Annotated in this window: 22 protein-coding genes and 1 riboswitch; of the genes, 10 read left to right on the top strand and 12 right to left on the bottom strand. The window is 66.1% G+C overall.

The features are described from left to right. Nucleotides 1-86: 86 nt before the first annotated feature. Together EV580_RS24975 and EV580_RS24970 are read right to left on the bottom strand one after the other, a co-directional pair. Nucleotides 87-1,454 (bottom strand): cytochrome P450, encoded by a 1,368-nt coding sequence (locus EV580_RS24975; RefSeq protein WP_133694565.1) that lies wholly within the window; start codon nucleotides 1,452-1,454, stop codon nucleotides 87-89. A 55-nt stretch (nucleotides 1,455-1,509) separates the two neighbouring features. Beyond that, nucleotides 1,510-2,442 (bottom strand): hypothetical protein, encoded by a 933-nt coding sequence (locus EV580_RS24970; RefSeq protein WP_133694563.1) that lies wholly within the window; start codon nucleotides 2,440-2,442, stop codon nucleotides 1,510-1,512. Between the two features lie 35 nt (nucleotides 2,443-2,477). On the opposite strand from EV580_RS24970, the gene EV580_RS24965 reads away from it, so the two are divergent. Next, complete coding sequence (locus EV580_RS24965) at nucleotides 2,478-3,266, top strand: adenylate/guanylate cyclase domain-containing protein (protein WP_133694561.1); 789 nt, start codon at nucleotides 2,478-2,480, stop codon at nucleotides 3,264-3,266. Between the two features lie 63 nt (nucleotides 3,267-3,329). Here the strand turns inward: EV580_RS24965 and EV580_RS24960 are convergent, their stop codons facing one another. Beyond that, nucleotides 3,330-3,491: a hypothetical protein gene (locus tag EV580_RS24960; RefSeq protein ID WP_133694560.1), complete on the bottom strand. Its 162-nt coding sequence runs from the start codon at nucleotides 3,489-3,491 to the stop codon at nucleotides 3,330-3,332. A 38-nt stretch (nucleotides 3,492-3,529) separates the two neighbouring features. Here EV580_RS24960 and EV580_RS24955 point away from each other — a divergent pair, with 38 nt between their 5' ends. Continuing rightward, the gene (locus EV580_RS24955; protein WP_133695021.1) at nucleotides 3,530-4,210 is read left to right on the top strand and encodes a guanylate cyclase; all 681 of its coding nucleotides are present in this window, start codon (nucleotides 3,530-3,532) and stop codon (nucleotides 4,208-4,210) included. 13 nt (nucleotides 4,211-4,223) lie between these two features. Here EV580_RS24955 and EV580_RS24950 read toward each other — a convergent pair whose 3' ends face one another. The 4 genes from EV580_RS24950 to EV580_RS24935 form a co-directional block, all read right to left on the bottom strand. Continuing rightward, on the bottom strand, nucleotides 4,224-4,736 hold the full coding sequence (locus tag EV580_RS24950) for a DUF1942 domain-containing protein (protein WP_133694559.1): 513 nt from the start codon (nucleotides 4,734-4,736) through the stop codon (nucleotides 4,224-4,226). Nucleotides 4,737-4,745: 9 nt separating this feature from the next. After that, nucleotides 4,746-5,156, bottom strand: coding sequence for a VOC family protein (locus EV580_RS24945; protein ID WP_133694558.1), 411 nt, complete (start codon nucleotides 5,154-5,156; stop codon nucleotides 4,746-4,748). 52 nt (nucleotides 5,157-5,208) lie between these two features. After that, nucleotides 5,209-8,151, bottom strand: a complete 2,943-nt coding sequence (locus tag EV580_RS34115; RefSeq protein ID WP_133694557.1) for a pentapeptide repeat-containing protein — start codon at nucleotides 8,149-8,151, stop codon at nucleotides 5,209-5,211. A gap of 208 nt (nucleotides 8,152-8,359) precedes the next feature. Next, a complete protein-coding gene (locus EV580_RS24935) occupies nucleotides 8,360-9,586 on the bottom strand; it encodes a sensor domain-containing phosphodiesterase (protein ID WP_133694556.1) in 1,227 nt (408 codons plus the stop codon). Between the two features lie 246 nt (nucleotides 9,587-9,832). Between EV580_RS24935 and EV580_RS24930 the strand changes: the two genes are divergently transcribed. The 3 genes from EV580_RS24930 (at nucleotide 9,833) to EV580_RS24920 (ending at nucleotide 14,359) form a co-directional block, all read left to right on the top strand. Next, a complete protein-coding gene (locus tag EV580_RS24930; protein ID WP_133694555.1) occupies nucleotides 9,833-12,571 on the top strand; it encodes a winged helix-turn-helix domain-containing protein in 2,739 nt (912 codons plus the stop codon). Nucleotides 12,572-12,641: 70 nt separating this feature from the next. Further along, on the top strand, nucleotides 12,642-13,328 hold the full coding sequence (locus EV580_RS24925) for a class I SAM-dependent methyltransferase (RefSeq protein ID WP_133694554.1): 687 nt from the start codon (nucleotides 12,642-12,644) through the stop codon (nucleotides 13,326-13,328). 107 nt (nucleotides 13,329-13,435) lie between these two features. Next, nucleotides 13,436-14,359, top strand: a complete 924-nt coding sequence (locus tag EV580_RS24920) for an alpha/beta fold hydrolase (protein WP_133694552.1) — start codon at nucleotides 13,436-13,438, stop codon at nucleotides 14,357-14,359. Here the strand turns inward: EV580_RS24920 and EV580_RS24915 are convergent. Both EV580_RS24915 and EV580_RS24910 read right to left on the bottom strand, forming a co-directional pair. After that, nucleotides 14,356-14,670 (bottom strand): DMT family transporter, encoded by a 315-nt coding sequence (locus EV580_RS24915; RefSeq protein WP_133694550.1) that lies wholly within the window; start codon nucleotides 14,668-14,670, stop codon nucleotides 14,356-14,358. The two genes, EV580_RS24920 and EV580_RS24915, sit on opposite strands and share 4 nt — an antisense overlap. Nucleotides 14,671-14,679: 9 nt before the next feature. Further along, nucleotides 14,680-14,745, bottom strand: a riboswitch (guanidine-III (ykkC-III) riboswitch). A 41-nt stretch (nucleotides 14,746-14,786) separates the two neighbouring features. Continuing rightward, a complete protein-coding gene (locus EV580_RS24910; RefSeq protein ID WP_133694549.1) occupies nucleotides 14,787-15,350 on the bottom strand; it encodes a dihydrofolate reductase family protein in 564 nt (187 codons plus the stop codon). A gap of 97 nt (nucleotides 15,351-15,447) precedes the next feature. On the opposite strand from EV580_RS24910, the gene EV580_RS24905 reads away from it, so the two are divergent. Beyond that, nucleotides 15,448-15,831 (top strand): VOC family protein, encoded by a 384-nt coding sequence (locus EV580_RS24905; protein ID WP_133694547.1) that lies wholly within the window; start codon nucleotides 15,448-15,450, stop codon nucleotides 15,829-15,831. On the opposite strand, the gene EV580_RS24900 is transcribed toward EV580_RS24905, so the two are convergent. Together EV580_RS24900 and ychF are read right to left on the bottom strand one after the other, a co-directional pair. Next, entirely contained in the window at nucleotides 15,828-16,175 is a 348-nt protein-coding gene (locus EV580_RS24900) for a limonene-1,2-epoxide hydrolase family protein (RefSeq protein ID WP_133694546.1), read from the bottom strand. The genes EV580_RS24905 and EV580_RS24900 overlap by 4 nt on opposite strands. An 85-nt stretch (nucleotides 16,176-16,260) precedes the next feature. Then, the gene (gene ychF / locus EV580_RS24895) at nucleotides 16,261-17,340 is read right to left on the bottom strand and encodes a redox-regulated ATPase YchF (RefSeq protein ID WP_133694544.1); all 1,080 of its coding nucleotides are present in this window, start codon (nucleotides 17,338-17,340) and stop codon (nucleotides 16,261-16,263) included. A gap of 93 nt (nucleotides 17,341-17,433) precedes the next feature. Here ychF and EV580_RS24890 point away from each other — a divergent pair, with 93 nt between their 5' ends. After that, nucleotides 17,434-18,525: a DUF6542 domain-containing protein gene (locus tag EV580_RS24890; protein WP_133694542.1), complete on the top strand. Its 1,092-nt coding sequence runs from the start codon at nucleotides 17,434-17,436 to the stop codon at nucleotides 18,523-18,525. A 4-nt stretch (nucleotides 18,526-18,529) separates the two neighbouring features. Here EV580_RS24890 and EV580_RS24885 read toward each other — a convergent pair whose 3' ends face one another. Further along, nucleotides 18,530-19,531, bottom strand: a complete 1,002-nt coding sequence (locus EV580_RS24885) for a 4-hydroxy-3-methylbut-2-enyl diphosphate reductase (RefSeq protein ID WP_133694541.1) — start codon at nucleotides 19,529-19,531, stop codon at nucleotides 18,530-18,532. 53 nt (nucleotides 19,532-19,584) lie between these two features. On the opposite strand from EV580_RS24885, the gene EV580_RS24880 reads away from it, so the two are divergent. Genes EV580_RS24880 through EV580_RS24870 form a run of 3 tightly spaced genes read left to right on the top strand, consistent with a single transcriptional unit; the run spans nucleotide 19,585 to nucleotide 21,589 of the window. Next, complete coding sequence (locus tag EV580_RS24880; protein WP_133694539.1) at nucleotides 19,585-20,139, top strand: lipid droplet-associated protein; 555 nt, start codon at nucleotides 19,585-19,587, stop codon at nucleotides 20,137-20,139. After that, the gene (gene xseA / locus EV580_RS24875; protein ID WP_133694537.1) at nucleotides 20,136-21,362 is read left to right on the top strand and encodes an exodeoxyribonuclease VII large subunit; all 1,227 of its coding nucleotides are present in this window, start codon (nucleotides 20,136-20,138) and stop codon (nucleotides 21,360-21,362) included. The genes EV580_RS24880 and xseA overlap by 4 nt, the downstream gene beginning before the upstream one ends. Beyond that, entirely contained in the window at nucleotides 21,359-21,589 is a 231-nt protein-coding gene (locus tag EV580_RS24870) for an exodeoxyribonuclease VII small subunit (RefSeq protein ID WP_208114660.1), read from the top strand. Before xseA ends, EV580_RS24870 begins: the two co-directional genes overlap by 4 nt. Nucleotides 21,590-21,603 lie beyond the last annotated feature (14 nt).

The raw sequence follows: 21,603 nt of genomic DNA, 5'->3' as shown, positions 1-21,603 counted from the left end.
CTTTCCCCGTCTCAGGACGGGCCAGGACCGGCTCTCCCCCACGGCCGCAGTTTACGCAGCTACCGGCGTCGAGCCAGTGGATTCGGTCAACGTTTCACCACGATCGCTTGCACCGGTTCGCTCGCCACGACGGTGAACGGAACGGCAATCGGGAAGTCGTCGGTGAGCGAGCCGATTTCGCATCGTCCGATGATGGTTGCTAGCGCCAGCGTGGCTTCCAGCATCGCGAAGTGATCGCCGATGCATGAGCGTGGTCCCGCGCCGAACGGCAGGTATTGGTAGCGCTCGATCTGCTTTGCCCGATCCGGGCGAAAGCGCTCCGGGTCGAAGCTCAACGGGTCGGGCCACAATGCCGGATCTCGTTGAACCGCCCAAATTCCGAACGCGACGAGAGTCCCGGCCTCGACACGGTAGCCGTCGACTTCGATATCGCGCACCGCGGTCCGGGTCAACGCCGCACCGGGCGGGCACAGCCGCAGCGCCTCATGTAGTACCTGAGTGGTGTAGGTGAGCCGGGACACGTCCTCGGGTGTCGGTCCGGCAGGTCCGAGCGCGTGCACCTCGGCACGCACCCGGTCTTGCAGATGGCGATGTTGGCCCAGCTGCCACAGCGCATACGTCAGCGTCGTGGCGGTGGTGTCGTGGCCGGCCAGCATGAACACGATTAGCTCGTCACAGATTTCGTCATCCGACAATGACCGGCCGGTATCGGGGTCGACCGCGTCGAGCAGTGCCCGGACCAGCGGCGCGTCCCGATCCGGGTCACGCCGACATGCCATCAGGATGTCGTGGGCGAGCTTGTGCAGGGTCTTGCTGGCGTTGCGGGCGCGCCTGCGCGCGGGTGTCGGTAGCCAGCTCGGCGCCCGCAGTGGACTCATGGCCCGATCGGCGACGTAGGACAGCGTGACTTGCAGCGGTCCCGCGATCTGGTCGCTGCACTCGTCGAGGTCGATGCCGAGAATCGAGCGGCCCAGCGCCCGCAGCGTGAGAAGCCTGCACTGGCTGTCCAGATCGATCTGGGCGCCATCGCTCCAGCTGTCGCAAATCGCCTGCGCCGCTTGAGCCATGTGGCCGCCGAACTCCAGGACGTGCTTCTTGGTGAAGACGTGCTGGAGACTGCGCCTTCGCGGCAGCCACTCGGCATGCGGAAGGCTGAACAGGTTGCCGCCCAGCAATTTACGCAGCTCCACATGGACACTGGCGGTCTTGTCGACGAACGCGCCGCTGCGCCCGATCATGTCGCGCCCGCCGCGTGGTGAGGTCACCACCACGATGGGCTGCACCAACCATTTCGGGCCGAGCACCACACGACTCACCGGCCCGCCCGCATCGCGCATCCGCTCGAAGCCGGTGTGGAAGTTGCGTAGGGCGTCCATCTTCTCGCGATAGGACATCGGATTCTCGGGCGCCAGGGGTAGCGCGCTGACATCGACGGTTTCGTGGATAGCGACCATGAAACTCAGGATCAGACCACCACGGCGGCCGCCTTAGAGTGGTCGACTACTCCATTTACCGCAGAATCGGAACACTGCGATGCCGTTCGTCGGTGAGGATCTCGAACATGGCTCGGCGGGCCGCGACCAGTTCGGCGTCAAGCCCGTTGCCGGACACGGTGATCCGGCAGTTTGCCAGCGCTGAGTTGTAGCAGTACTTGGTGTGGGAGTTGGTGTCGGTGTAGGTCAGCCCGATGACATCGCCCGGCTCAGCGGTGATTTCGCCGCGTACCTCGAATCCGTCGGCACGGCCGCCGAACGTCCAGCGAAACGGTTCGTAGGACCCGTGGGTGTGCCGGGCAGCCAGCACCGAACGCACGGCCACCTCCCACCCGGCGTGGCGCAGCACGAACAACGTCGCCGCCGGTAGCCGCAGCGGCCCGACGGCAGCGCGGGCCGTGACGACTTCGAGGCTGGAGCCCGGGTGACCGTCGAATCCGCACACCTGGCCGAACGCGTACGCCGGCGTGTGTTTGCTGCCCCAGTTGTGATTGACGCTGCCCCGCCACGACCCGACCGCGACCGTGGTCTCGCCGAACACGAGCGTGCCGTCGAAGCGAGCCAGCGGGTGGCGTACCTGGGTCTTGGCGGTCGGGAACTTGGCCGTGTACGCGCGGTCGGTGAGCAGCTTGACCGCCGGTTCATCGCCGGGTGCGATGGCCAGATCCCAGCTGGCGCCGTCCAGCACGCCGCGGGCCCGCACGTCGTCGATCACGGTGTCGGCGATCCGCGCCGACCACGGATCGGACAGGTAGTCGGCGTCGGTCAGCGGATGGGGCACCTTGATGGCGCGATTGCCCCCGCCGTCGGGGTCGAAGACCATCACCCACACGTCGGCCACCGCCTCACCGGGTGACGGCAGCAGCAGCGTCCAGCGCAACCAGATCGCCTGCGCCCGATCCGGGTGATTGGCGCGGATGAATCTGCTCTCGTAGTAGGGAGGCATCATCAGTTCAGGATTCCCGACCGGAGGGCGGCGCAGGAGTGGGTTGGACGATTGCGGCGGCGATATTGGCGGTACTGGCGGTGGCCGAGGCCATCGCGCTGGTCGTGCTGCGCTCTCGCCTGCAGGCCAGCGAGCGCGACGCCGAGGAGCTGCGAGCCCGCCTGGACACCCGCACCATGCTCTGGTCCGGCGGCCGGGAGGCGGTCAAGCAGGTCTGGCAGACCGCCAATCTGGTGCGCACCCAGGGCCTGGGCGGTGCGGTGCGATCGTCGATCGAGGAGCTCGCCGATTGGGCCGATGTGGAACGCCCGGATCTGGCCCGGCTGGCTCCGGACGGGAAATTGGTGGTGATGTTCTCCGATATCGAAGAGTCCACCGCGCTCAACGAACGCATCGGCGACCGGGCGTGGGTGAGGTTGATCGGTAGCCATGACCGGTTGGTCCGCCGCCTGGTCAAGGCGCACGACGGGCACGTCGTCAAGAGCCAGGGCGACGGTTTCATGGTGGCGTTCGCCGATCCCACTGCTGCGGTGAATTGCGCGGTGGCGATGCAGCGCGCATTGGAACGCGATGCGAAACGGGCGCGGCACAACAGCATTCGGGTGCGCATCGGAATCCACATGGGCAAGTCGGTGCTGCGCGGCGACGACGTGTTCGGCCGCAACGTGGCAATGGCGGCGCGGGTCGCCAGCCAGGCCGACGGCGGCGAGATCCTGGTCAGCGAATCGGTGCGCACCGCGGTGGGTGATCGGCAGTCCTTCGACCGGGGCCGTGACGCCGAACTCAAGGGGTTCAGCGGAACCCACCGTCTCTACGCGGTGGCCTAGTTTTTGCGTTGAGTCAGTAATGAGAGCGACTTTTGTTGGAAATTCATCGCTCTGCTTACTGACTCAACGGCTGTCGGTGGCTTCGGCGTGCCGCTGATACAGCCGCGCGCGAATCTCGTCAGGGGTGTAGGCCTCGCGGCGGCGCTGGTCCCGAGCGACGAGAACACCACCGGCGACGACGCCGGCCGCACCGGCCAGCCCGATCAGCTTCCAAATACCGCGCATGCCGACCAGACTAAGCTGCGGTGGTGACCGAGCACACCGTGTCTTTGACACAGGCGCTGAACGAGACCCGTACCGGTGACGTCTGGCTGTTCCGCGGCGGGTCAGGCCCGGACCGGGCGATCCAGACCCTGACCAACGCGCCGGTCAACCACGTCGGCATGACGGTCGCGCTCGACGACATGCCGCCACTGATCTGGCATGCCGAACTCGGCCACAAGCTCCTGGACCTGTGGACGGGCACCAATCAACGCGGCGTGCAACTCAATGACGCGCGCGAAGCCATCGAACAGTGGCTGCACCAGTACGGTCAGCGCTGCTGGTTGCGTCAGCTCACCCCGGCCGTCACCCGCGAACATGAAGACCAGATGCTGAAGGTGATCGCCCGGATGGATGGCACCCCGTTTCCGTCCACCGCGCGGCTGACCGGCCGCTGGTTACGCGGCCGGCTCCCCACCGTCAGCGACTGGACTCGCGGAATTCCGTTCGTGCACAAGAAAGTTCGCGAATCCGCCGAGCGACGCAAGGTCGCCGAGCGGGAAGTGGGGCTGCAGACCGCCTACTGCGCCGAGACGGTCGCCATCACCTACGAGGAGATGGGCCTGCTGGCCACCGAGAAGAACGAGAACTGGTTCGACCCCGGACGATTCTGGAGCGGGGACACTCTGCCCCTGGTCGGGACCTACCGACTCGGCGACGAAATCCGAGTCCTCGCAGACTGATTGGTCAGCGGCCTCATGCCGCCCAGACCGACAGGAGTTTGCCCTTCGGATCGCGGAACATGATCCCGGTGATCGTCTTGCCCTGCGGGACGTCGTAGGCGAGGTGCGCGGCGACCTGCTGTCCATCCTGAAGCTGTCCGGAGGTGATGCCCGGCTGGACGGCACCGACGGCAGGCGCGACGTTCCCACCGTCGGCGGTCCGCGCGACGAACCAGAACCCGTTGTAGGCGACCGTTCCGCTCTTGGCGACGATCGTCACGTCGACGGCGAACATCGTTCCCTTGGCCGGGACGATCTGGGCGTTGCGCGGGACCGGAGCCAGGTTGTCCACGGTGTAGGTCGCCGTACCGCCGTCCGAGGCGATGTCGACCGCGGTCCCGAACGGCACGGCCTGCTTGGCGGACGCGGTCGACGTGGCCGGTGCCGCGGGTTGTCGGGTGTTCGAGCCCGAACCACCGCACCCGGTAACGACGAGTGCGACGGCGATCATGCCGAGAAGTACCGTGGACGAGCGTGTTCCGCGCATTTGCGGATACTAGCGCGCCGCGGCGCCGCCGAATTTCGCGCGGGCCTCATCGGTGACCGGGGTGAACAGATTGACGAGATTGCCGTCGGGGTCGCGGAACAACAGCGCCCGGTTGCCCCACGGCATCGTCGTCGGCTCGGTCACGATGTCGTCGAGATGCTCGCGCAGACGTTCAAAATCGGCGTCGACATCCTCGACGATGAACTCCAGAATCGTGCTCCGGTTGGCTGCCGGCTCGGCAGATCCGACGCCGAACAGCGGCACCGTCTTGTCGCTGCCGATCGCCAGAGTGCCGATGGCCGTGGGAATCTCGGCGAACAGCTCGTTGCCCCACACGGCGGCGACTCCGGTGACGAGCTCGTAGAACCCGACGAGCCGGTTGACGTCGGCCGTGATGATGCGTGTCGAGATGAAGTTCATGCCGGGGATGCTAGGCATTGCCTCCGACAAATCCGCGTGATGAACGGTTCACCTACCGCACCACATTTGTCAGATTGGCCCCGGTGAGATTGGCTCCGCTGAGGTTCGCACCGGTCAGGATCGCCCCGGTCAGGTTCGCGACCCGCAGGTTCGCCCCGCCGAGATTTGCCGACGTCAGGTTGGCCGACGTCAGGTTCGCACCCTGAAGATTCGCCTTGACGAGGTTGGCGCTGGTCAGATTCGCCCCGGACAGGTTGGCCCCGACCAGGTTCACGGCTTGCAGGTACTGCCCGATCAACGTGGCGTTGCTCAGGTTCGCACCGGCCAGGACCGCTCCGGTCAGGGTGACACCCTGAAGGTTCTGTCCGGTCAATATCGCGTTGGTCAGATTGGCCGACGTCAGTGTGGCCCCGGTCAACGTCGCACCGGTGAGGTTCGCCCCCGCCAAGGTGACCTTCGTCAGATTCCGGCCTTGAAGGTTCTGGCCGCTCAGATTGGCGTTGGTCAGGACCGCTCCGACCAGCGTCACGCCGGTCAGGTCAAACCCCTGGAGGTTCTGCCCCGTCAGAGCGGCACTGGTCAGATTGGCGCCGGTCAGCGTCGCACCGGTCAGCGTCGCCCCGACCAACGTGACTCCGGTGAGGTTGGCGTTGGCCAGATTTGCACCCGCCAGCACCGCGCCGCCCAATCTGGTCCCAGTGAGATTTCGACCCTGAAGGTTCTGCCCGGTCAAGTTGGCGTTGGTCAACACGGCCCCGACCAACGTCACGCCCGTCAGATCGAGACCCTGCAGGTTCACCCCCGTCAGATTGGCACCGGTCAGATTCGCACCCGACAGCGTCGCACCGGTCAGCGTCGCCCCGACCAACGTCACCGAGGTGAGGTTCCGGTTCTGAAGGTTCTGCCCGGCCAGATTGGCGTTGGTCAAGTTCGCCCCGACGAGCGTCACGCCGGTCAGGTCCAACCCTTGGAGGTCCCGCCCGGTCAGGTTGGCGCTCGTGAGATTCGCTCCGGTCAACGTCGCACCGGTGAGCGTGGCACCCGCCAGATTCGCCTTGGTCAGATTCGCACCCGACAGGTTCACGCCGGACAGGTTCGCCCCGGCCAAGGTCGCCGAGGTGAGGTTGCGATTCTGAAGGTTCTGTCCGGTCAGGTTCGCGTTGGTCAGATTCGCCGCGGTAAGCGTGACGCCCGTCAGGTCAAAACTCTGAAGATCTTGGCCCGTGAGGTTGGCGAGGCTCAGATTCGCTCCCGCCATGCTCGCCCCGGTCAGGGTGGCACCGGTCAGATTGGCCTTGGTGAGATTGGCACCCGAGAGGTTCGCTCCCGTCAACGTCGCTTGGATGAGGATCGCGCCAGTTAGGTTGCGGCCCTGCAGATTCTGCCCGGTCAGATTGGCACCCGAGAGGTTCGCCCCGACCAGCAGAGTGCCCGTCAGGTCATAGCCCTGCAGATTCTGGCCGATCAGATTGGCCAAGCTCAGATTCGCCCCGGTCAACGTCGCGCCGGTCAGATTCGCACCCAGCAGCGTCGCCCCCGCCAGGTTCTTGCCCAGCAGGTTCTGCCCGCTCAGATTGGCGTTGGTCAGATTCGCCCCGGCCAGTGTCACACCGGTCAGATCGAACGCTGAAAGGTCCTGTCCGATCAGATTCGTCAGCGACAGATTGGCCCCGGTCAGCGTCGCCCCGGTCAACGTCGCACCAACCAAAGTCGCCCCAGTCAGGTTGCGGCCCTGCAGGTTCTGCCCCGTCAGGTTGGCATTGGCCAGGATCGTGCCGACCAGCGTCACGCCGGTCAGATCGAAGCCCTGAAGGTTCTGCCCGGTCAGATTGGCCGCCGTGAGATTCGCCCGCGTCAGCGTCGCCCCGGTCAGGGTCGCGGTCGACAGATTCGCCCCGACCATCGTCGCCCCGGTGAGGTTGGCGCCCGACAGGTTTGTCCCGACGAACAACGCCGCGGTCAGCTTCGCCCCCGTGAGGTTCGCGCCGGACAACGTGGCCCCGGACAGTACCGCCGAATTCAGATTCACACCCTGAAGGTTCTGGCCCGTCAGATTGGCGTTGGCCAATCCGGCTCCGGCCAGCGTCACGCCGGTCAGATCAAATCCCTGAAGGTTCTGCCCGGTCAGATTCGCGTACGTCAGATTCGCGCCCGTCAACGTCACACCGGTCAACGTCGCGCCGACCAAGGTCGCCCGGGTCAGATTCCTGCTCTGCAGGTTCTGACCCGTCAGATTCGCATTGGTCAGGTTCGCCCCGGCCAGCGTGACACCGCTCAGATCGAAACCCTGGAGGTTCTGGCCCGTGAGGTTCGCCGACGTGAGGTTCGCCCCCGCCAGCGCGGCACCGGTCAATGTCGCGCCGACGAGCGTCACCGAGGTCAGATTTCGACTCTGAAGGTTCTGTCCGGTGAGGTTCACGTTGGTCAGGTTCGCGCCGACCAGCGTCACCCCACCCAGGTTGAAGCCCTGCAGATTCTGCCCCGTCAGGTTGGCAGCGGTCATGTTCGACCCCGCCAGCGTCGCCCCCGTCAACGTCGCTCCGGCCAGGGTCGCCTTGGTCAGATTCGCCCCCGACAGGTTCGCCCCGGTGAAGTTGTATCCGGTCAGGTTCAGACCGGCGAGGTTCTTCCCACTGAGGTTCAGGTTCGAGCAGTCCTTGTTGGGCGCACACCCGCTGAGCGGATTGACGGCCGCCGCCGAAGGAGCCGCAGCGGCCCGGACCACCCGGGGCGAGTTCACCCGGGCACTCTTGGCGACGGCATTCACCGACCGCTTGGGACCGGCCGTCTTGCTCGACGGTCCCGCCGACGAATCGGCGTGACTGCTCGACGATCCGGATCCTGCCGACCCGCCGGTGTCGGCAGCAGCAACCCCGGCCCCGCTGGCCAGCGCCGCGCCGACGCCCAGTGTCACCGCACCCGCACCGAGCCACAGGTACGGCTGTCGCCGGCGTTGCGCTTTCGCCGATGCCTTCGAGGTGTGCCTACCGGACATGTCGCCCCCAACCACGCGTAGACCAGCAATTTCATTGCATCTGAAACATCTATACGCCTCGACGTCCCAGATTTTGTCGTGTCAGTCAATTTGCCGACATCGTGTTTCGGGCACCAGAATTCGCGAAATCGACGTGGCTACGTCAGCCGACATCGGCGCAGGCCATAACCCGCACGGAATTCACATTCGCGGCACGAACAGCAAACGATCAGACGAGACGGTCGAGCAGTGGCCGTGCCGCGGCGGTGACGCGTTGGTGGTCATAGGTGATCACCATGTCGTAGCGGCGTTTCTCGGCGTCGACCGAATGCACTGCGGGACTGGGGCGCTCGCGGGCGATCAGCCCGCAGGCCGTTTCGGGCCCGAGCACCAGCAGCGTCGACTCGCGCAACAGCGGATCGTCGCGGTGCAACGTCACTCCGCGCACTCTCGGCCCGAATCCGCTCAAGCTGTTCCGGCCGAACACCGCCACCAACGGCGACCTTTCGGCGATGGCCGAATACATCTGTTCGGTGTGCAGATCCAGATGCTCGTCGGGATGCAGGGTGGCAAGGACGATCGGAGCGTTCTGCGCGGTGGCGGCGATCCCGCCGATGTGGTGGGACAGGGCGGTCAATGTCTGCTTGCGTACCGTCCGGGTGGGCAGGCCGGCAATCGCCAGGTCCATCGTCGAATGATGCGCGGCCGGCGGGCAGGGAGTCCGTCGCGCGGGCCAGTCAAAGGGTTTCGGCGTGCTGGTCACCTCGCCGGGGGCACCGAACCAGTTGCCCTGGCCGAGCGTCGCTCCGTACGCCAGCGCCTGCTCCAGATGGTCGGCGGTCTCGATGCCTTCGGCGCAGATCACGGCGCCGGTGCGCTCGTGGTGAGCGATGATCCCCGCGACCGTGCGGGCATGCATCCGATCCGGCTGCCGCTGAACCAAGCCCATGTCGAGCTTGAGGATGTCCGGCGCGACGACATCGAGCAGTACCAGCGAATCGGGATCTGAGCCGATGTCGTCCAACGCGATCGCGAACCCCAGCGACCGCAGAGCCGCAACCTTGCGCAGCAACGCCCGGGGGTTGGTGAGCAGGCCCCGCTCGGTTATCTCGAACGTCAGACGGAACGCCCCGGCGGCGCGCATGACATCGGCATCGACGGTCGGATCGACGGCTGGTGTCGCAGGTTCGCAATTGACCAGCAACAGCGCCCCCGGCGTGAACCTGCGCTGGACCGCACCCTGCGTGGCGGCACGAATACACAGCTCGTCGAGGCGATCCAGCCTGCCCGTCTTCGCGGCGCGGTCGAAGATGTCGAGCGGCGACGGATTGTCCAGGGAGGGCCAGCGGGCAAGCGCTTCGTAGCCGACGATGGTCTCGCTGGGCAATTCCACGACCTGCTGAAACGCTGCGACCAGGCCGTTACCCGCGATGGCTTGGTCGATGAAGTCGGTCATGACGTCCTAGGGATGATTTGGCGCCTCATCACGCGCGCACGGCTGACACCGATGAGGTCAAGTTAGCTGTGAGGATGCGATTTGACTGTGTCGCTACCCGTTTTGCCTGCACCGGCTACCCAAAGGACAGCAAATCACCTCAATGATTAGGTGAGGCTTCGCTGGGGCAAGATATCTGACATCATCAAATTGACCGGCACGCTGAACAGCGGCCGGATCCAGAGGCCAAAAGGGGAGGCTAGGCGGATGCAGCCCAGGAGGCAGCCCGCTCCGGTCGTGTCGACCAAGCTGCGGGCGCCGGCCTTGAGTGGCGGGCTGATCACCCGTGAACGCCTCATTGACCTGCTGCGGGCGGGAAGCACCAAACGGCTGGTATTGATCCACGGCCCAGCGGGTTTCGGTAAGACGACGCTGGCGGCACAGTGGCAGCGTGTGCTGAGTTCCGAAGGCGTGCCGGTCGCGTGGATCACCCTGGGCCGCGACGACAACGACACCGGCTCGTTCCTCGGCCATCTCGTGGAGGCGGTTCGCCGCGTGGAACCCACTGTCGGCGCCGATCTCGGTGGGTTGTTGGAAGCCGAGTCCGACGATGCGCAGCGCTACGTGTTGGCCGAGTTGGTCAATCAGTGCGCCGATTACGGCCGACCGCTGGCGATCGTGCTGGACGACTGGCATCTCATCGAAGGGCAAGGTGCCACAGCGATATTGGAGTTCCTGCTCGACGTCGGACCCGACAATCTGCATCTGATCGTGACGAGCCGGACCCGCGCACCCGCAATCGGGCGACTCAAGGTCGGCAAGCAGGTTTACGAAATCGATGCCACTCAGCTCCGTTTCGACCAGGACGAATCAGCCGCCTTCCTCCTCGAACTCAACGCGCTCGAGCTCGATCGTGACGACGTGCACACGTTGTGGTCCAGCACCGAGGGATGGGTGGCGGCATTGCAACTGGCCACCTTGTCGCTGCGCAACAGCGCGGACCCGGCGGCGCTCATCCGCGACTTCTCCGGGCGCCACCACTCCATCGGCGACTACCTGGCCGAGAACGTTCTCGACACGTTGCCTGCCGACCTTCTGGATTTCCTTCTGACGACGTCGATCTGCGAACGCCTCTGCGGCGGGCTGGCCGCCGCAGTGAGCGGCGAACCTCGCGGTCAGGCCATCCTCGAGGATCTCGAACGTCGCGATCTGTTCCTGCGGCCGCTCGACGACAACCGCGAATGGTTTCGTTACCACCATCTGTTCGCCGGATATCTCCGGCAGCGGCTGGAGCGCGATCACGGCGACCGGATCGTCGGTCTGCACCGCACGGCCTCAGCCTGGTTCGCCGAACACGGTCTCTACAGCGAGGCCGTCACGCATTCACTCAACGCGGGTGACGGGCCCCAGGCGGTGGATCTGATTGAGGGCCAGGCCATGTCGCTGGTCGAACACAGCCGGATGGCAACGCTGCTCGCGCTGGTGAACAAGCTGCCCAAACCGCTACTCGCCGACCGGCCGAACCTGCACATCGGAATCGCCTGGGCCAACTGCCTATTGCAGCGCAGCACGCAGGCTCAGGTTTCGCTCGACCTGGCCCGTGCCGCGCTGGGCTCGGCGCCCGAAAGTGCCACCGCCGGCGTGTTGGGCGAAGCAAATGTCGTGCAGGCGTGCATCGACGTCTACGGCGATCGCATCGACCGGGCCGCAGACCTCGTCGCGCCGTATCTCGTTGAGAACTCCGGGTACCGGCCGTTCCTGGTCGCGGTGTCAGCCAACATCAGCACCTTCGTCGACATCCACAATTTCGCCTACGACTCGGCAGAAGCCCGGCAACGCTGGGCCACTCCGTATCACGAGACTGCCACCGGACCGTTCGCCGGCGTCTACGGACGGTGTTTCGCCGGCCTGGCCGCATTCGCCCGGCTCGATCTGATCAGCGCCGAGAGTCGCTACGCCGAGGCCAGGGCGGTGGCCGAGCGGATGGCCGGGCGACACTCCCACGCGGCCCGACTGGCTGGTGCGCTGCTCGGCCGGGTGCACTACGAGCACGGCAATATCGACGCGGCGGAAAAGCTGTTGGAGGAGTGTCACGAGCTCGGTGCGGAGAGCGGCGTCGCGGATTTCATGATCGCGACCTACAGCACGCTGGCCCGCATCAAGGTCCTGCGGGGCGATATCGACGAAGCCATGGCTCTGCTCGAAGAGGGAATCTATACCGCACAACATCTTTCGATGCCGAGGCTGTCGGCTGCGCTCTACAGCGATTGCCTGCGCCTGCATCTGGCCGTCGGGGACATCCCCCGCGCCAAGGACGCGCTGGCCCGCAGTTCCAGTGACGTCGCCACGGGGCAGGACGGTATCGCCTTCGCCGTGCGCTATTACCAGCGCGGGATGCGAGCCCGAATCATGCGCGCCAATCGCGACTTCGAGGGAGCATGCCGCATCCTCGCGGCGATGCGCGACGAGAGCCGGTCGGTCGGCTGGCGGTACGGCGAGGTCGCCACCAGCATCAAACTGGCGAAAGTCCTTTACCTGAGCGGGGATACGGCCTCCGCGTCGAGTGTGCTGGTGCCGGCGCTTGCGACAGCGGCTCGGGCCGGGCTGATCCGCACGGTTATCGACGCCGGCCCGGAGATCGTGACGATGGTTGCCCAGCTTCGCGAGGCCAGCCGCACCAGTCGCCAGCCCACCGGCTTCCCCGAGGTGCCTGCGAACTACCTGTCCCGAGTGCTCGCGACCGCCCACGCCGATGCGCGCAGCGCCGCGATCCCGGTCATCGCCCGCGTCGCCGATCGGTCGCCGCTGCCCGAAGAGCCGCTCAACGCAAGGGAAGTCGACATCCTGCAACTGCTGGAACGTGGCCTGTCCAACAAGCAGATCGCCCGCAACCTCGGCGTGACGATCAACACCGTGAAGTGGTACCTGAAGAGCATCTACATCAAGCTCGGCGTCGGCAAGCGTGGCGATTCGATTTCCGAGGCACGCCGCAGGCACATCCTGTAGGCAGCCCGGCGGCTTGCCTGATCGGCAAAATTCCTTGCCGACCGTGCCTCCGCGTCGGCACCATCGCGTTGTGACCAAGACTCTCAATCCATTCGACGACGCGGGCCACGTAGCGATGTATGCGGAGCGCGCCGCTCAGATGGTGCCCGCTTATCGGGACATCCATCGCCTGGCCACCGTGCTCATCGACGAACGTGCACCGTCAGACGCCAGGATTCTGGTGCTCGGGGCGGGTGGCGGACTGGAAACCAAGGCGTTCGCCGAAGCTCAGCCAGGGTGGACGTTCGACGCCGTCGACCCCGCTGCCGCGATGTTGGACCTCGCCGCACAGAACCTCGGACCCCATGCGGCGCGGGTTCGCATGCACCATGGGTACATCGACGACGCGCCGCCTGGCCCGTTTGCCGCTGCGACCAGTCTGCTGACACTGCACTTTCTCCCCTACGAGCAACGGCGTGACACCGCGGCGCAAGTGCGGCAACGACTGGTGCCCGGTGCGCCATTCGTCGTTGCACACCTGAGCTTTCCGCAGAGCGATGACGCCGAGCGGGAGTTGTGGATGGGGCGGCACGTCGCGAATCTCGTTGCGGCAGGCATCGATCCCGACGATGTGGTCAAGGCACGCAACGCCATTACGACGGACGTCCCGGTGCTGTCGCCGGAGCAGGATCGCGCGGTCCTGCTCGAGGCGGGGTTCACCGGCGTCACCGAGTTCTTCTCGGCGTTCACCTTCCGCGGGTGGGTCGGCTACGCCTGATCACCAAGCAGGTGGGCGTAGGGATCACCTTGCGTCAAGAAGCGATCTTCGGCCAGGTAAAATCACCAACTGGCCGGATTACTGCGGGCATAAACGGGGACGGTGCGGTGGCGCTCATTGGACGGAAGAGAGCGACGCTCCAGTCCACTCCACCGCCAAGCCCGCCCGGGTGGTTCACGACCGCGTTGGCCCAACAGGCCGAACACTCCGAAATCGACGTCGATGACTGCCGGATACACCTGCGTGCGTGGGGAAGCCGCGATCTGCCCCCGCTGTTGTTCGTGCACGGCGGAGCCGCCCACTCGGGGTGGTGGGACCACATCGCACCGTTCTTCACCCAAACCCACCGCGTTATCGCGCCTGACCTGAGCGGCCACGGCGACAGCGGGACTCGCCCCGAGTACCGCCCCAGCACCTGGGCGCGCGAGGTGCTGGCGGCCGCGCAGGCCGAAGGGCCATCCGGTCGGCCGACCATCGTCGGTCACAGCATGGGCGGCTCCGTCGCGTCGGCCGCGGCCGGACACTACGGCGAGCAGATCGACAGCATCGTCGTCATCGACTCACCGCTTCGGGACGAGGCGCCCGAGGAGGAGCGGCTGCGCGATCGCAAACACCACTCGCACGGATACCGATCGAAAGACGAGATCCTCGAACGATTCACTCCGGTTCCCGCCCAGAGCGTCGTGCTGCCCTACATCTGGAGTCATATCGCCGACCAGTCGATACGTCGAACGCCAGAGGGGTGGTTCTGGAAGTTCGATCCGGCGATCTTTCATGTCCGGATGGGTCGCGTGCCCGCGGATGAGGAGAAGCTCGACCGCGCGATGGCCGAAATGCGTTGCCGTATCGGCTATATCCGGTCCGAGGCTGGTTTGGTCTCACCCGAGATGGCTGAGCGGATCCGAAGCATGCTGCAGCTGCGAGGCCCGTTCGTCGAGCTCGCAGAGGCCGGCCACCACCCCATGCTGGATCAGCCGCTGGCGCTGGTCGCGACCATCCGGACTCTGCTCGAAATGTGGTCCATCACTTAGTGCACGAGCTTGAGCCCCACCACGCCGGCGATGATCATCACCAGGAACACCGATTTCAGCACCGATGCCGTCTCGTCCCCGGTCGCCATCGCGTAGCCCACGGTGAGCACCGCGCCGATGCCCACCCACACCGCGTAGGCGGTACCGATGGGCAGATCCCGCATGGCGTAGGCCAATCCACCCATGCTGGCGGCGAGTGCCACGAAGAAGACCACGCTCGGCGTCAGCTTGCTGAAACCCTCGGATTTGCCCATCGCGGTTGCCCAAACCGCTTCGAGCACACCGGATATGACGAGAATGAACCACGACATGACGATGCTCCTGGGCCGTCTTGTCGCACACCGGGTACGGCACCCATCGTCCGGAAGCCAATCTTCAGGCTCTGCCTACCAAGCTGTCACAGCGGCAGACCAATGGCAACGTCAGATCAGTCACCACGCACATAGCGCAGCTGGGCGGTGCCGTTGTCGAAGACGCGATGGTCGGCGAGTCTGAGGTCGAGCCGCACATCGTCGGGCAGGGCGCGCAGACCGCCGCCGACGACCTTGGGGACCACGAAGAACTGGAACTCGTCGACCAGGCCGGCACGGATGGCCGGGCCCGCGGTGGTGGGCCCGAAGATCTCGACGACGCCCGCCGTGCTGTCGACGATGCGGCGTAGCTCGTCCAGGCTCAGGTCGGGCAGCAGGCGGACTCGGTCTGTCTCGATCTCACTCGTCAGTGTCGACGACACCACCACCTTGTCGATGTTGCGCCAGCGCCTGGCGAACTCCTGCTCAGCCGGACCCCAGACCTCGTCGACCGGATCGGTCTCCCAGTACTGCATCAGCGCGAACGTCTTGCGCCCCAGCACCTCGATCGTCACGTCCGCCATGCGCTCGACGTGGACGGCGAACACCGCATCGTCCGGGCCCGACCACTGGAAGTCGCCGTCCGCGTCGTTGACGTAGCCGTCGAGGGATACCGTTGTGTCGTAACTGAGTTTTCCCATGCCATACAGACTCGCGCACGCGGCCTAACTCATCGCGAGTGTGCTCCCTACGCAGAAAAAGCGTGCCGATCCCGCACATAGGCAGCACACTCGGCGGATGGCTAACCACTGGGCTGGAGTAACTATCGACTGTGCCGATCCCATTCGGATGTCGACCTTCTGGGCCGCCTTGCTTGGCATTCCAGCCTCGAACGAACATGGCTCCGACCCCAATTGGGCGACCGTGGGTTCGCGGTCGGGACCGCTACCCCGACTCACGTTTCAGCGCGTACCGGAACCGAAAGCCGACAAGGTCCGCATCCACCTCGATCTCGAGGTCGACGATATCGACGACGGCCGCCAGCAGGTCGAGAACCTCGGCGGACGCTTCTCAGGCTCGCGACACGATTACGACGAGGGCGTCGTTCTGAACATGCTGGATCCCGAGGGCCATGAGTTCTGTCTGGTGCAGTACTTCGATACGTCGGAAACACAGCCTTAGCGAGGCACATTGAAGTAATCGCGCCAAGCGACGATCTTGTCGTCGACCACGTCGAAGGCTCCCATACAGCGGGCCGCAATCTTGTTGCCGTCGTAGACCATGTGGTCGACGCGCTCTATCAGCACCGTGTCGCCGTTGACCGCGACGTTCAGGATCTCCGCGTCGAAGGAGTCGGTGCGCCGAACGTAGCCTTCGACAGCCTGGCGAATTTCGTCGCGTCCTCGGTGGACGCCCAGCGCCACGTTGTCCCAGATGCCATCGAGATGGAAATGGCTGACGATCTCATCGACATCGAGCCCGTGCCATGCATTCAATTCGGCGCGAACTACTTCCTCGGGCGTCATTGCACCTCCTGGAAACGGTCGACGATGAACCAGGGTTCCAGAGTACGAACGAGCACGGATGTGCGTCGCACTTCGGACATGTCGACTACACGTTGAACCGGAATTCCACCACGTCGCCGTCGACCATCACGTAGTCCTTGCCTTCCATCCGCACCTTGCCCGCGGACTTGGCCGCCGCCATGTTGCCGGCCGCCACCAGGTCGTCGTACGACACGACTTCGGCCTTGATGAAGCCCTTCTCGAAGTCGGTGTGAATGACACCGGCCGCCTTGGGAGCGGTATCACCCTGGTGAATCACCCACGCGCGGGCCTCTTTTGGCCCCGCCGTCAGGTAGGTCTGCAGCTTCAGCGTGTGGAAACCGGCCCGCGCCAACGCATCCAGCCCGCGCTCGGTCTGCCCGATCGACTCCAACAGCTCGGCGGCCGACTCGTCGTCGAGCTCTTGGAGCTCCTCCTCGATCTTGGCGTCCAGGAACACCGCATCGGCCGGTGCGACCATCTCCCGCAGCGAGGCAACCCGCTCGGGGTCGGTGAGCACCGACTCGTCGCAGTTGAACACGTAGAGAAACGGCTTGGTGGTCAACAGGTTCAGCTCGCGCAACAGATCAGAGTCGACCTTCTTACCCGCGGCGAACAGCGTCGTGCCGTCATTCAGCACCTGCTGGGCCGCGACCGCCGCCTCGTGGACCGGCTTGCGCTCCTTGTTGTTGCGGGCTTCCTTCTCCAGCCGGGGTATCGCCTTCTCCAGCGTCTGCAGGTCGGCCAGGATCAGCTCGGTGTCGATGACCTCGATGTCGGACTTTGGGTCCACCTTGCCGTCGACGTGGACCACGTCGTCGTCAGCGAACACCCGGACGACCTGACAGATCGCGTCGCACTCACGAATGTTCGCCAGGAACTTGTTGCCCAGGCCCGCGCCCTCGGACGCGCCCTTCACGATTCCGGCGATGTCGACGAACGTGACCGGCGCGGGCAGGATCCGCTCTGAGCCGAAGATCTCAGCAAGTTTTGCCAGCCGCGGGTCCGGCAACGGAACCACGCCCTCATTGGGCTCGATGGTGGCGAACGGATAGTTGGCTGCCAGCACGTTATTGCGGGTCAGCGCGTTGAACAGAGTCGATTTTCCCACGTTGGGCAGACCGACGATTCCCAGGCTCAGGCTCACAGGGAACACAGTCTAGGAGAAAGGTCCTCCAGACCCCCACGCCCACGGCCCCGCCGCCGGTCCACATTCAGCCAGAACCGGTACGGTCTACGTGTGTCAGCACAGCGAGCCAGGTCGTCGGTGGCGGCCGCGAATCGCTCGGCGCATCCGAATCTCCCCGGCGTGCCCTGGTGGGGTGCCGTTCTGATTGCTGTGATCGCCACCACAATTGGATTCGCCTTCGATGCCGGCTCGAGCAATAAGGATCTCGGCACCGTCTTCTCCGTCATGTACGCCGTCGGCTGTGTGGCCGCCGTGCTGGCGGTCCGCCAGTCCAGCATCTTCACCGCCGTGATCCAGCCGCCGCTGATCCTGTTCGTCGCCGTGCCCAGTGCCTACTTCCTGTTCCACGGTGCGGAGTTCACCGGCATCAAGGACACCCTGATCAACTTCGGCTATCCACTGATCGAGCGCTTCCCGCTGATGCTCTTCACGTCGGCGGGCGTGCTGCTCATCGGTTTGGTGCGCTGGTACTTCGCGATGTCGGGCAAGTCGACGGTGGCCGCCGACCCTGCCGACCCTGATGCCGAGGCGACCCCCGGGATGTTCGCCGGGCTGGTGGCCAAGCTCACCTCGGCCGTCCGGCGCGACGACGCCGACGAGGACGAGGAGGAAGCACCGCGGCACGGCATCGAGCGCCCCGCCACCGCGAAGCGGCGCTCGAGCTCGAGCCGATCCGGCAAGCGGCCCGCGCCGACCCGCTCACGGCACGCCCGTCCCCCGCTGGACGACATCACCGAGGCGCCCGAGCGTCCCCGTCGCTCGTCGACGCGACGCCGACCCGACGCCGATCCCGACTACAGCGATCCCCCGCGGCGCCGCCGCCAGCCGCGCGACCCGAACCGCGTACCGCCGTCGTCCCGGCGTGAGCCCCGCGAACCGCGTGAGCCTCGGGAACCGCGTGTACCTCGCGAACGCCGCGACCCCTACGGCGCTGCCCGGCCGTACCCGCCCTACGAGCCGTATCCGTCCTACGAGCCGCCGCCCCGGCAGCGTCCGCCCCGGACCAACGGCGACAGCGGAACCCATCACCCGGTGTCGCGGGTGCGCTATCGCGGCGAAGGTGAAGACGACGCTCAGAGCTCGCCGCGCAGGCCGCGACGCTCGAGTGAATGGGACGCCGAGTCCTGGCGTTCCGACCGCTGACGGTCTAGGCCCGGGCGGGACGAATCTCTCGCGGCAGTGCGAACACCAACGTCTCGTTGGCCGTCGTCACCGATTGCACAGTGCCGTAACCGTATTCGGCCAGCCGGTCCAGCACACCCTTCACCAGGATCTCGGGAACGGACGCACCTGACGTCACCCCGACGGTGGTGACCCCGGACAGCCACGCCGAGTCGATGTCCTCGGCGTAGTCGACCAGCCTGGCCGCATTCGAGCCGGCATTCAGCGCGACCTCGACCAGGCGCACCGAGTTCGACGAATTCCGCGAGCCGACCACGATCACCAGGTCGCATTCGGGCGCCATCGCCTTGACCGCGCCCTGGCGGTTCTGGGTGGCGTAGCAGATGTCGTCGCTGGGCGGGTCCTGCAACGTCGGGAACTTCTCGCGCAGCCGGCGCACCGTCTCCATGGTCTCGTCGACGCTCAGCGTCGTCTGGGACAGCCAGATGACCTTGTTGGGGTCGCGCACGGTGACCTTGTCGACGGCGTCGGGGTTGTCGACGACCTGAACATGGTCGGGCGCTTCACCGGCGGTGCCGACGACCTCTTCGTGGCCCTCATGGCCGACGAGCAGGATGTCGTAGTCGTCACGGGCGAACCGCTTGGCCTCGTTGTGCACCTTGGTGACCAGCGGGCAGGTGGCGTCGATGGTCTTGAGATTGCGCGCCGCGGCTTCCTCGTGGACCGTCGGCGCGACACCGTGGGCGGAGAACACCACGATGGCACCCTCGGGCACCTCATCGGTCTGCTCGACGAACACCGCGCCGGCCTTGGCCAGCGTCTCCACCACGTAGCGGTTGTGCACGATCTCGTGGCGCACATAGACCGGCGCCCCGTGCTTCTCCAGCGCGCGCTCGACGGTCTCGACGGCGCGGTCCACGCCCGCGCAGTAGCCCCGCGGCTCGGCCAGAAGCACCCGCTTGCCGGTGACAGGCTCGGCTGCCGTGCTGGCGGCGCCGGGAATCCCCATGTTGACGGTAGGCGGCATGGTTTCAGGGTACGTTCCCGCAACCTGACCGGGCCAGCCGTAGGCTGGGGCCCATGGCAACTGCACCGTATGGGGTTCGTCTGCTGGTCGGCGCTGCTGTGACCGCCGTCGAGGAAACCCGGAAGCTGCCCCAGACCATCCTGATGTACCCGATGACGGTGGCCAGCAATATCGCGCACATCGTAATGAAGGTGCAGCAAGACCTCGCTGACCTGGTCATCAAGGGCGACTCCGCGCTGGAGAACATCTTCCCGCCGAAGGACGAACAGCCCGAGTGGGCGACCTTCGACGAGGACGAAGCCGACGACGACGGACCCGTGCTCGACGGTGAACGCCTGACCGAGGGCCGTTTCGCGCTCTACACCGTCACCGACGGGGTCGAGACCAAGTCCCAGGCCACCACCACGGCGACGGCCACCGCGACCGCGCCGGAGATCGTCGAGGAACTCGACTACGAGTCGCTGACGCTGGCCCAGCTGCGTGCCCGCCTGCAGTCGCTGAGCGTCGCCGATCTCGAGGCGCTGCTGGCCTATGAGGAGTCCTCCAAGGCCCGCGCACCGTTCCAGACTCTGCTGGCCAACAGGATCACCCGCGCGTCCGCCAAGTGACCACCGCCCAGGGCAACTCTGCGGAGAACCCGTATCCGGTCCGTGCGGTCGCCATCCGCGTCGCCGGCTGGATCGAGAAGCTCGGCACCGTGTGGGTCGAGGGTCAGCTGACCCAGATCAACGTGCGCAGTTCGACGGCCTTCATGGTGCTGCGCGATCCGGCGGCCAACATGTCACTCGACATCAGCTGCCCGCGTGATCTGGTGCTCGCGGCCCCGGTGAAGCTCACCGAGGGCACCCAGGTCGTGGTGTGCGGCAAGCCCACCTTCTACACCGTCCGGGGCTCATTCTCGTTGCGCGTCAGCGATATTCGCGCGGTCGGCGTCGGCGAGCTGCTGGCCCGCATCGAGCGGCTGCGCAAGCTGCTGGAGGCCGAGGGCTTGTTCGACCCGCGCCTCAAACGCCGGCTTCCGTTCCTGCCGTCGACCGTCGGGCTGATCACCGGACGGGCCAGCGCGGCCGAGCACGATGTGACGACGGTGGCCGCCGCCCGCTGGCCGGCGGTGCGCTTCGCGATCCGCAATACCGCGGTACAGGGCGTCAACGCCGTCGCACAGATCGTCGAGGCGCTGGCCGAGCTGGACGCCGATCCCGAGGTCGACGTCATCGTGATCGCCCGCGGCGGCGGCAGCGTGGAAGACCTGCTGCCGTTCTCCGACGAGACGCTGTGCCGCGCGATCGCCGCCTGCACCACCCCGGTGGTCAGCGCGGTCGGCCACGAGCCCGACAACCCGCTGTGCGACCTGGTCGCCGACCTGCGCGCGGCCACGCCCACCGATGCCGCCAAGAAGGTCGTCCCCGACGCCGTCGCCGAAGGCGCCCTGGTCACCGAGCTGCGGCAGCGCAGCGCCCAGGCGCTGCGCAATTGGGTCGGCCGCGAACAACGCACGCTGACGAATCTGCGCAGCAGGCCGGTGCTGGCCGATCCCCTGCGCGGACTGACGCAGCGCGGCGAGGAGATCGAGCGGGCCCGCGCGGCGGTGCGCCGCGATGTGAAGCGGCTGGTGGTGGCCGAATCCGACCGGATCGGCCACCTTGCCGCCCGGCTGGCCACCCTGGGCCCCGCGGCGACGTTGGCCCGTGGCTACGCCGTGGTTCAGACGGCCGACGGCGAGATTCTTCGCACCAGCGCCGATGCGCCCGCCGGGACCCGGCTGCGCATCCGGGTCGGCGACGGCGCGATCGGCGCCACCAGTACGGGCCCGACGGATGGAGCCGCATGAGTACGTCTGACGATATGAAGCCCATTAGTGAGCTTGGCTATGAAGAGTGCCGCGACGAGTTGATCGACGTCGTCCGGGTGCTCGAGCAAGGCGGGCTCGATCTTGATTCGTCGCTGAAACTGTGGGAACGAGGCGAGGAACTGGCACGACGCTGCGAACAGCACTTAGCCGGAGCCCGCAAACGCATCGAGGATGCGCTGGGCGCACGCGACGACGACGAGGACTGAGCGGCCCGGGTCCA

Origin of the sequence: Mycobacterium sp. BK086, from assembly GCA_004362315.1 — a bacterium.
Lineage (GTDB): Bacteria > Actinomycetota > Actinomycetes > Mycobacteriales > Mycobacteriaceae > Mycobacterium.
Note: the sequence above shows the minus strand (reverse complement) of the source record. Positions and strands in the feature narration are given on the sequence as shown.

Excerpts from the sequence above, each read along its gene's own strand:
- EV580_RS24900 (WP_133694546.1), bottom strand. The coding sequence starts at position 16,175 with ATGACGCCCGAGGAAGTAGTTCGCGCCGAATTGAATGCATGGCACGGG.
- EV580_RS24870 (WP_208114660.1), top strand. The coding sequence starts at position 21,359 with ATGAGTACGTCTGACGATATGAAGCCCATTAGTGAGCTTGGCTATGAA.
- EV580_RS24880 (WP_133694539.1), top strand. The coding sequence starts at position 19,585 with ATGGCAACTGCACCGTATGGGGTTCGTCTGCTGGTCGGCGCTGCTGTG.
- EV580_RS24975 (WP_133694565.1), bottom strand. The coding sequence starts at position 1,454 with ATGGTCGCTATCCACGAAACCGTCGATGTCAGCGCGCTACCCCTGGCG.
- EV580_RS24885 (WP_133694541.1), bottom strand. The coding sequence starts at position 19,531 with ATGCCGCCTACCGTCAACATGGGGATTCCCGGCGCCGCCAGCACGGCA.
- EV580_RS24945 (WP_133694558.1), bottom strand. The coding sequence starts at position 5,156 with ATGAACTTCATCTCGACACGCATCATCACGGCCGACGTCAACCGGCTC.
- EV580_RS24915 (WP_133694550.1), bottom strand. The coding sequence starts at position 14,670 with ATGTCGTGGTTCATTCTCGTCATATCCGGTGTGCTCGAAGCGGTTTGG.
- EV580_RS34115 (WP_133694557.1), bottom strand. The coding sequence starts at position 8,151 with ATGTCCGGTAGGCACACCTCGAAGGCATCGGCGAAAGCGCAACGCCGG.
- EV580_RS24950 (WP_133694559.1), bottom strand. The coding sequence starts at position 4,736 with ATGCGCGGAACACGCTCGTCCACGGTACTTCTCGGCATGATCGCCGTC.
- EV580_RS24935 (WP_133694556.1), bottom strand. The coding sequence starts at position 9,586 with ATGACCGACTTCATCGACCAAGCCATCGCGGGTAACGGCCTGGTCGCA.
- EV580_RS24960 (WP_133694560.1), bottom strand. The coding sequence starts at position 3,491 with ATGCGCGGTATTTGGAAGCTGATCGGGCTGGCCGGTGCGGCCGGCGTC.
- EV580_RS24970 (WP_133694563.1), bottom strand. The coding sequence starts at position 2,442 with ATGATGCCTCCCTACTACGAGAGCAGATTCATCCGCGCCAATCACCCG.
- EV580_RS24930 (WP_133694555.1), top strand. The coding sequence starts at position 9,833 with ATGCAGCCCAGGAGGCAGCCCGCTCCGGTCGTGTCGACCAAGCTGCGG.
- EV580_RS24905 (WP_133694547.1), top strand. The coding sequence starts at position 15,448 with ATGGCTAACCACTGGGCTGGAGTAACTATCGACTGTGCCGATCCCATT.
- EV580_RS24910 (WP_133694549.1), bottom strand. The coding sequence starts at position 15,350 with ATGGGAAAACTCAGTTACGACACAACGGTATCCCTCGACGGCTACGTC.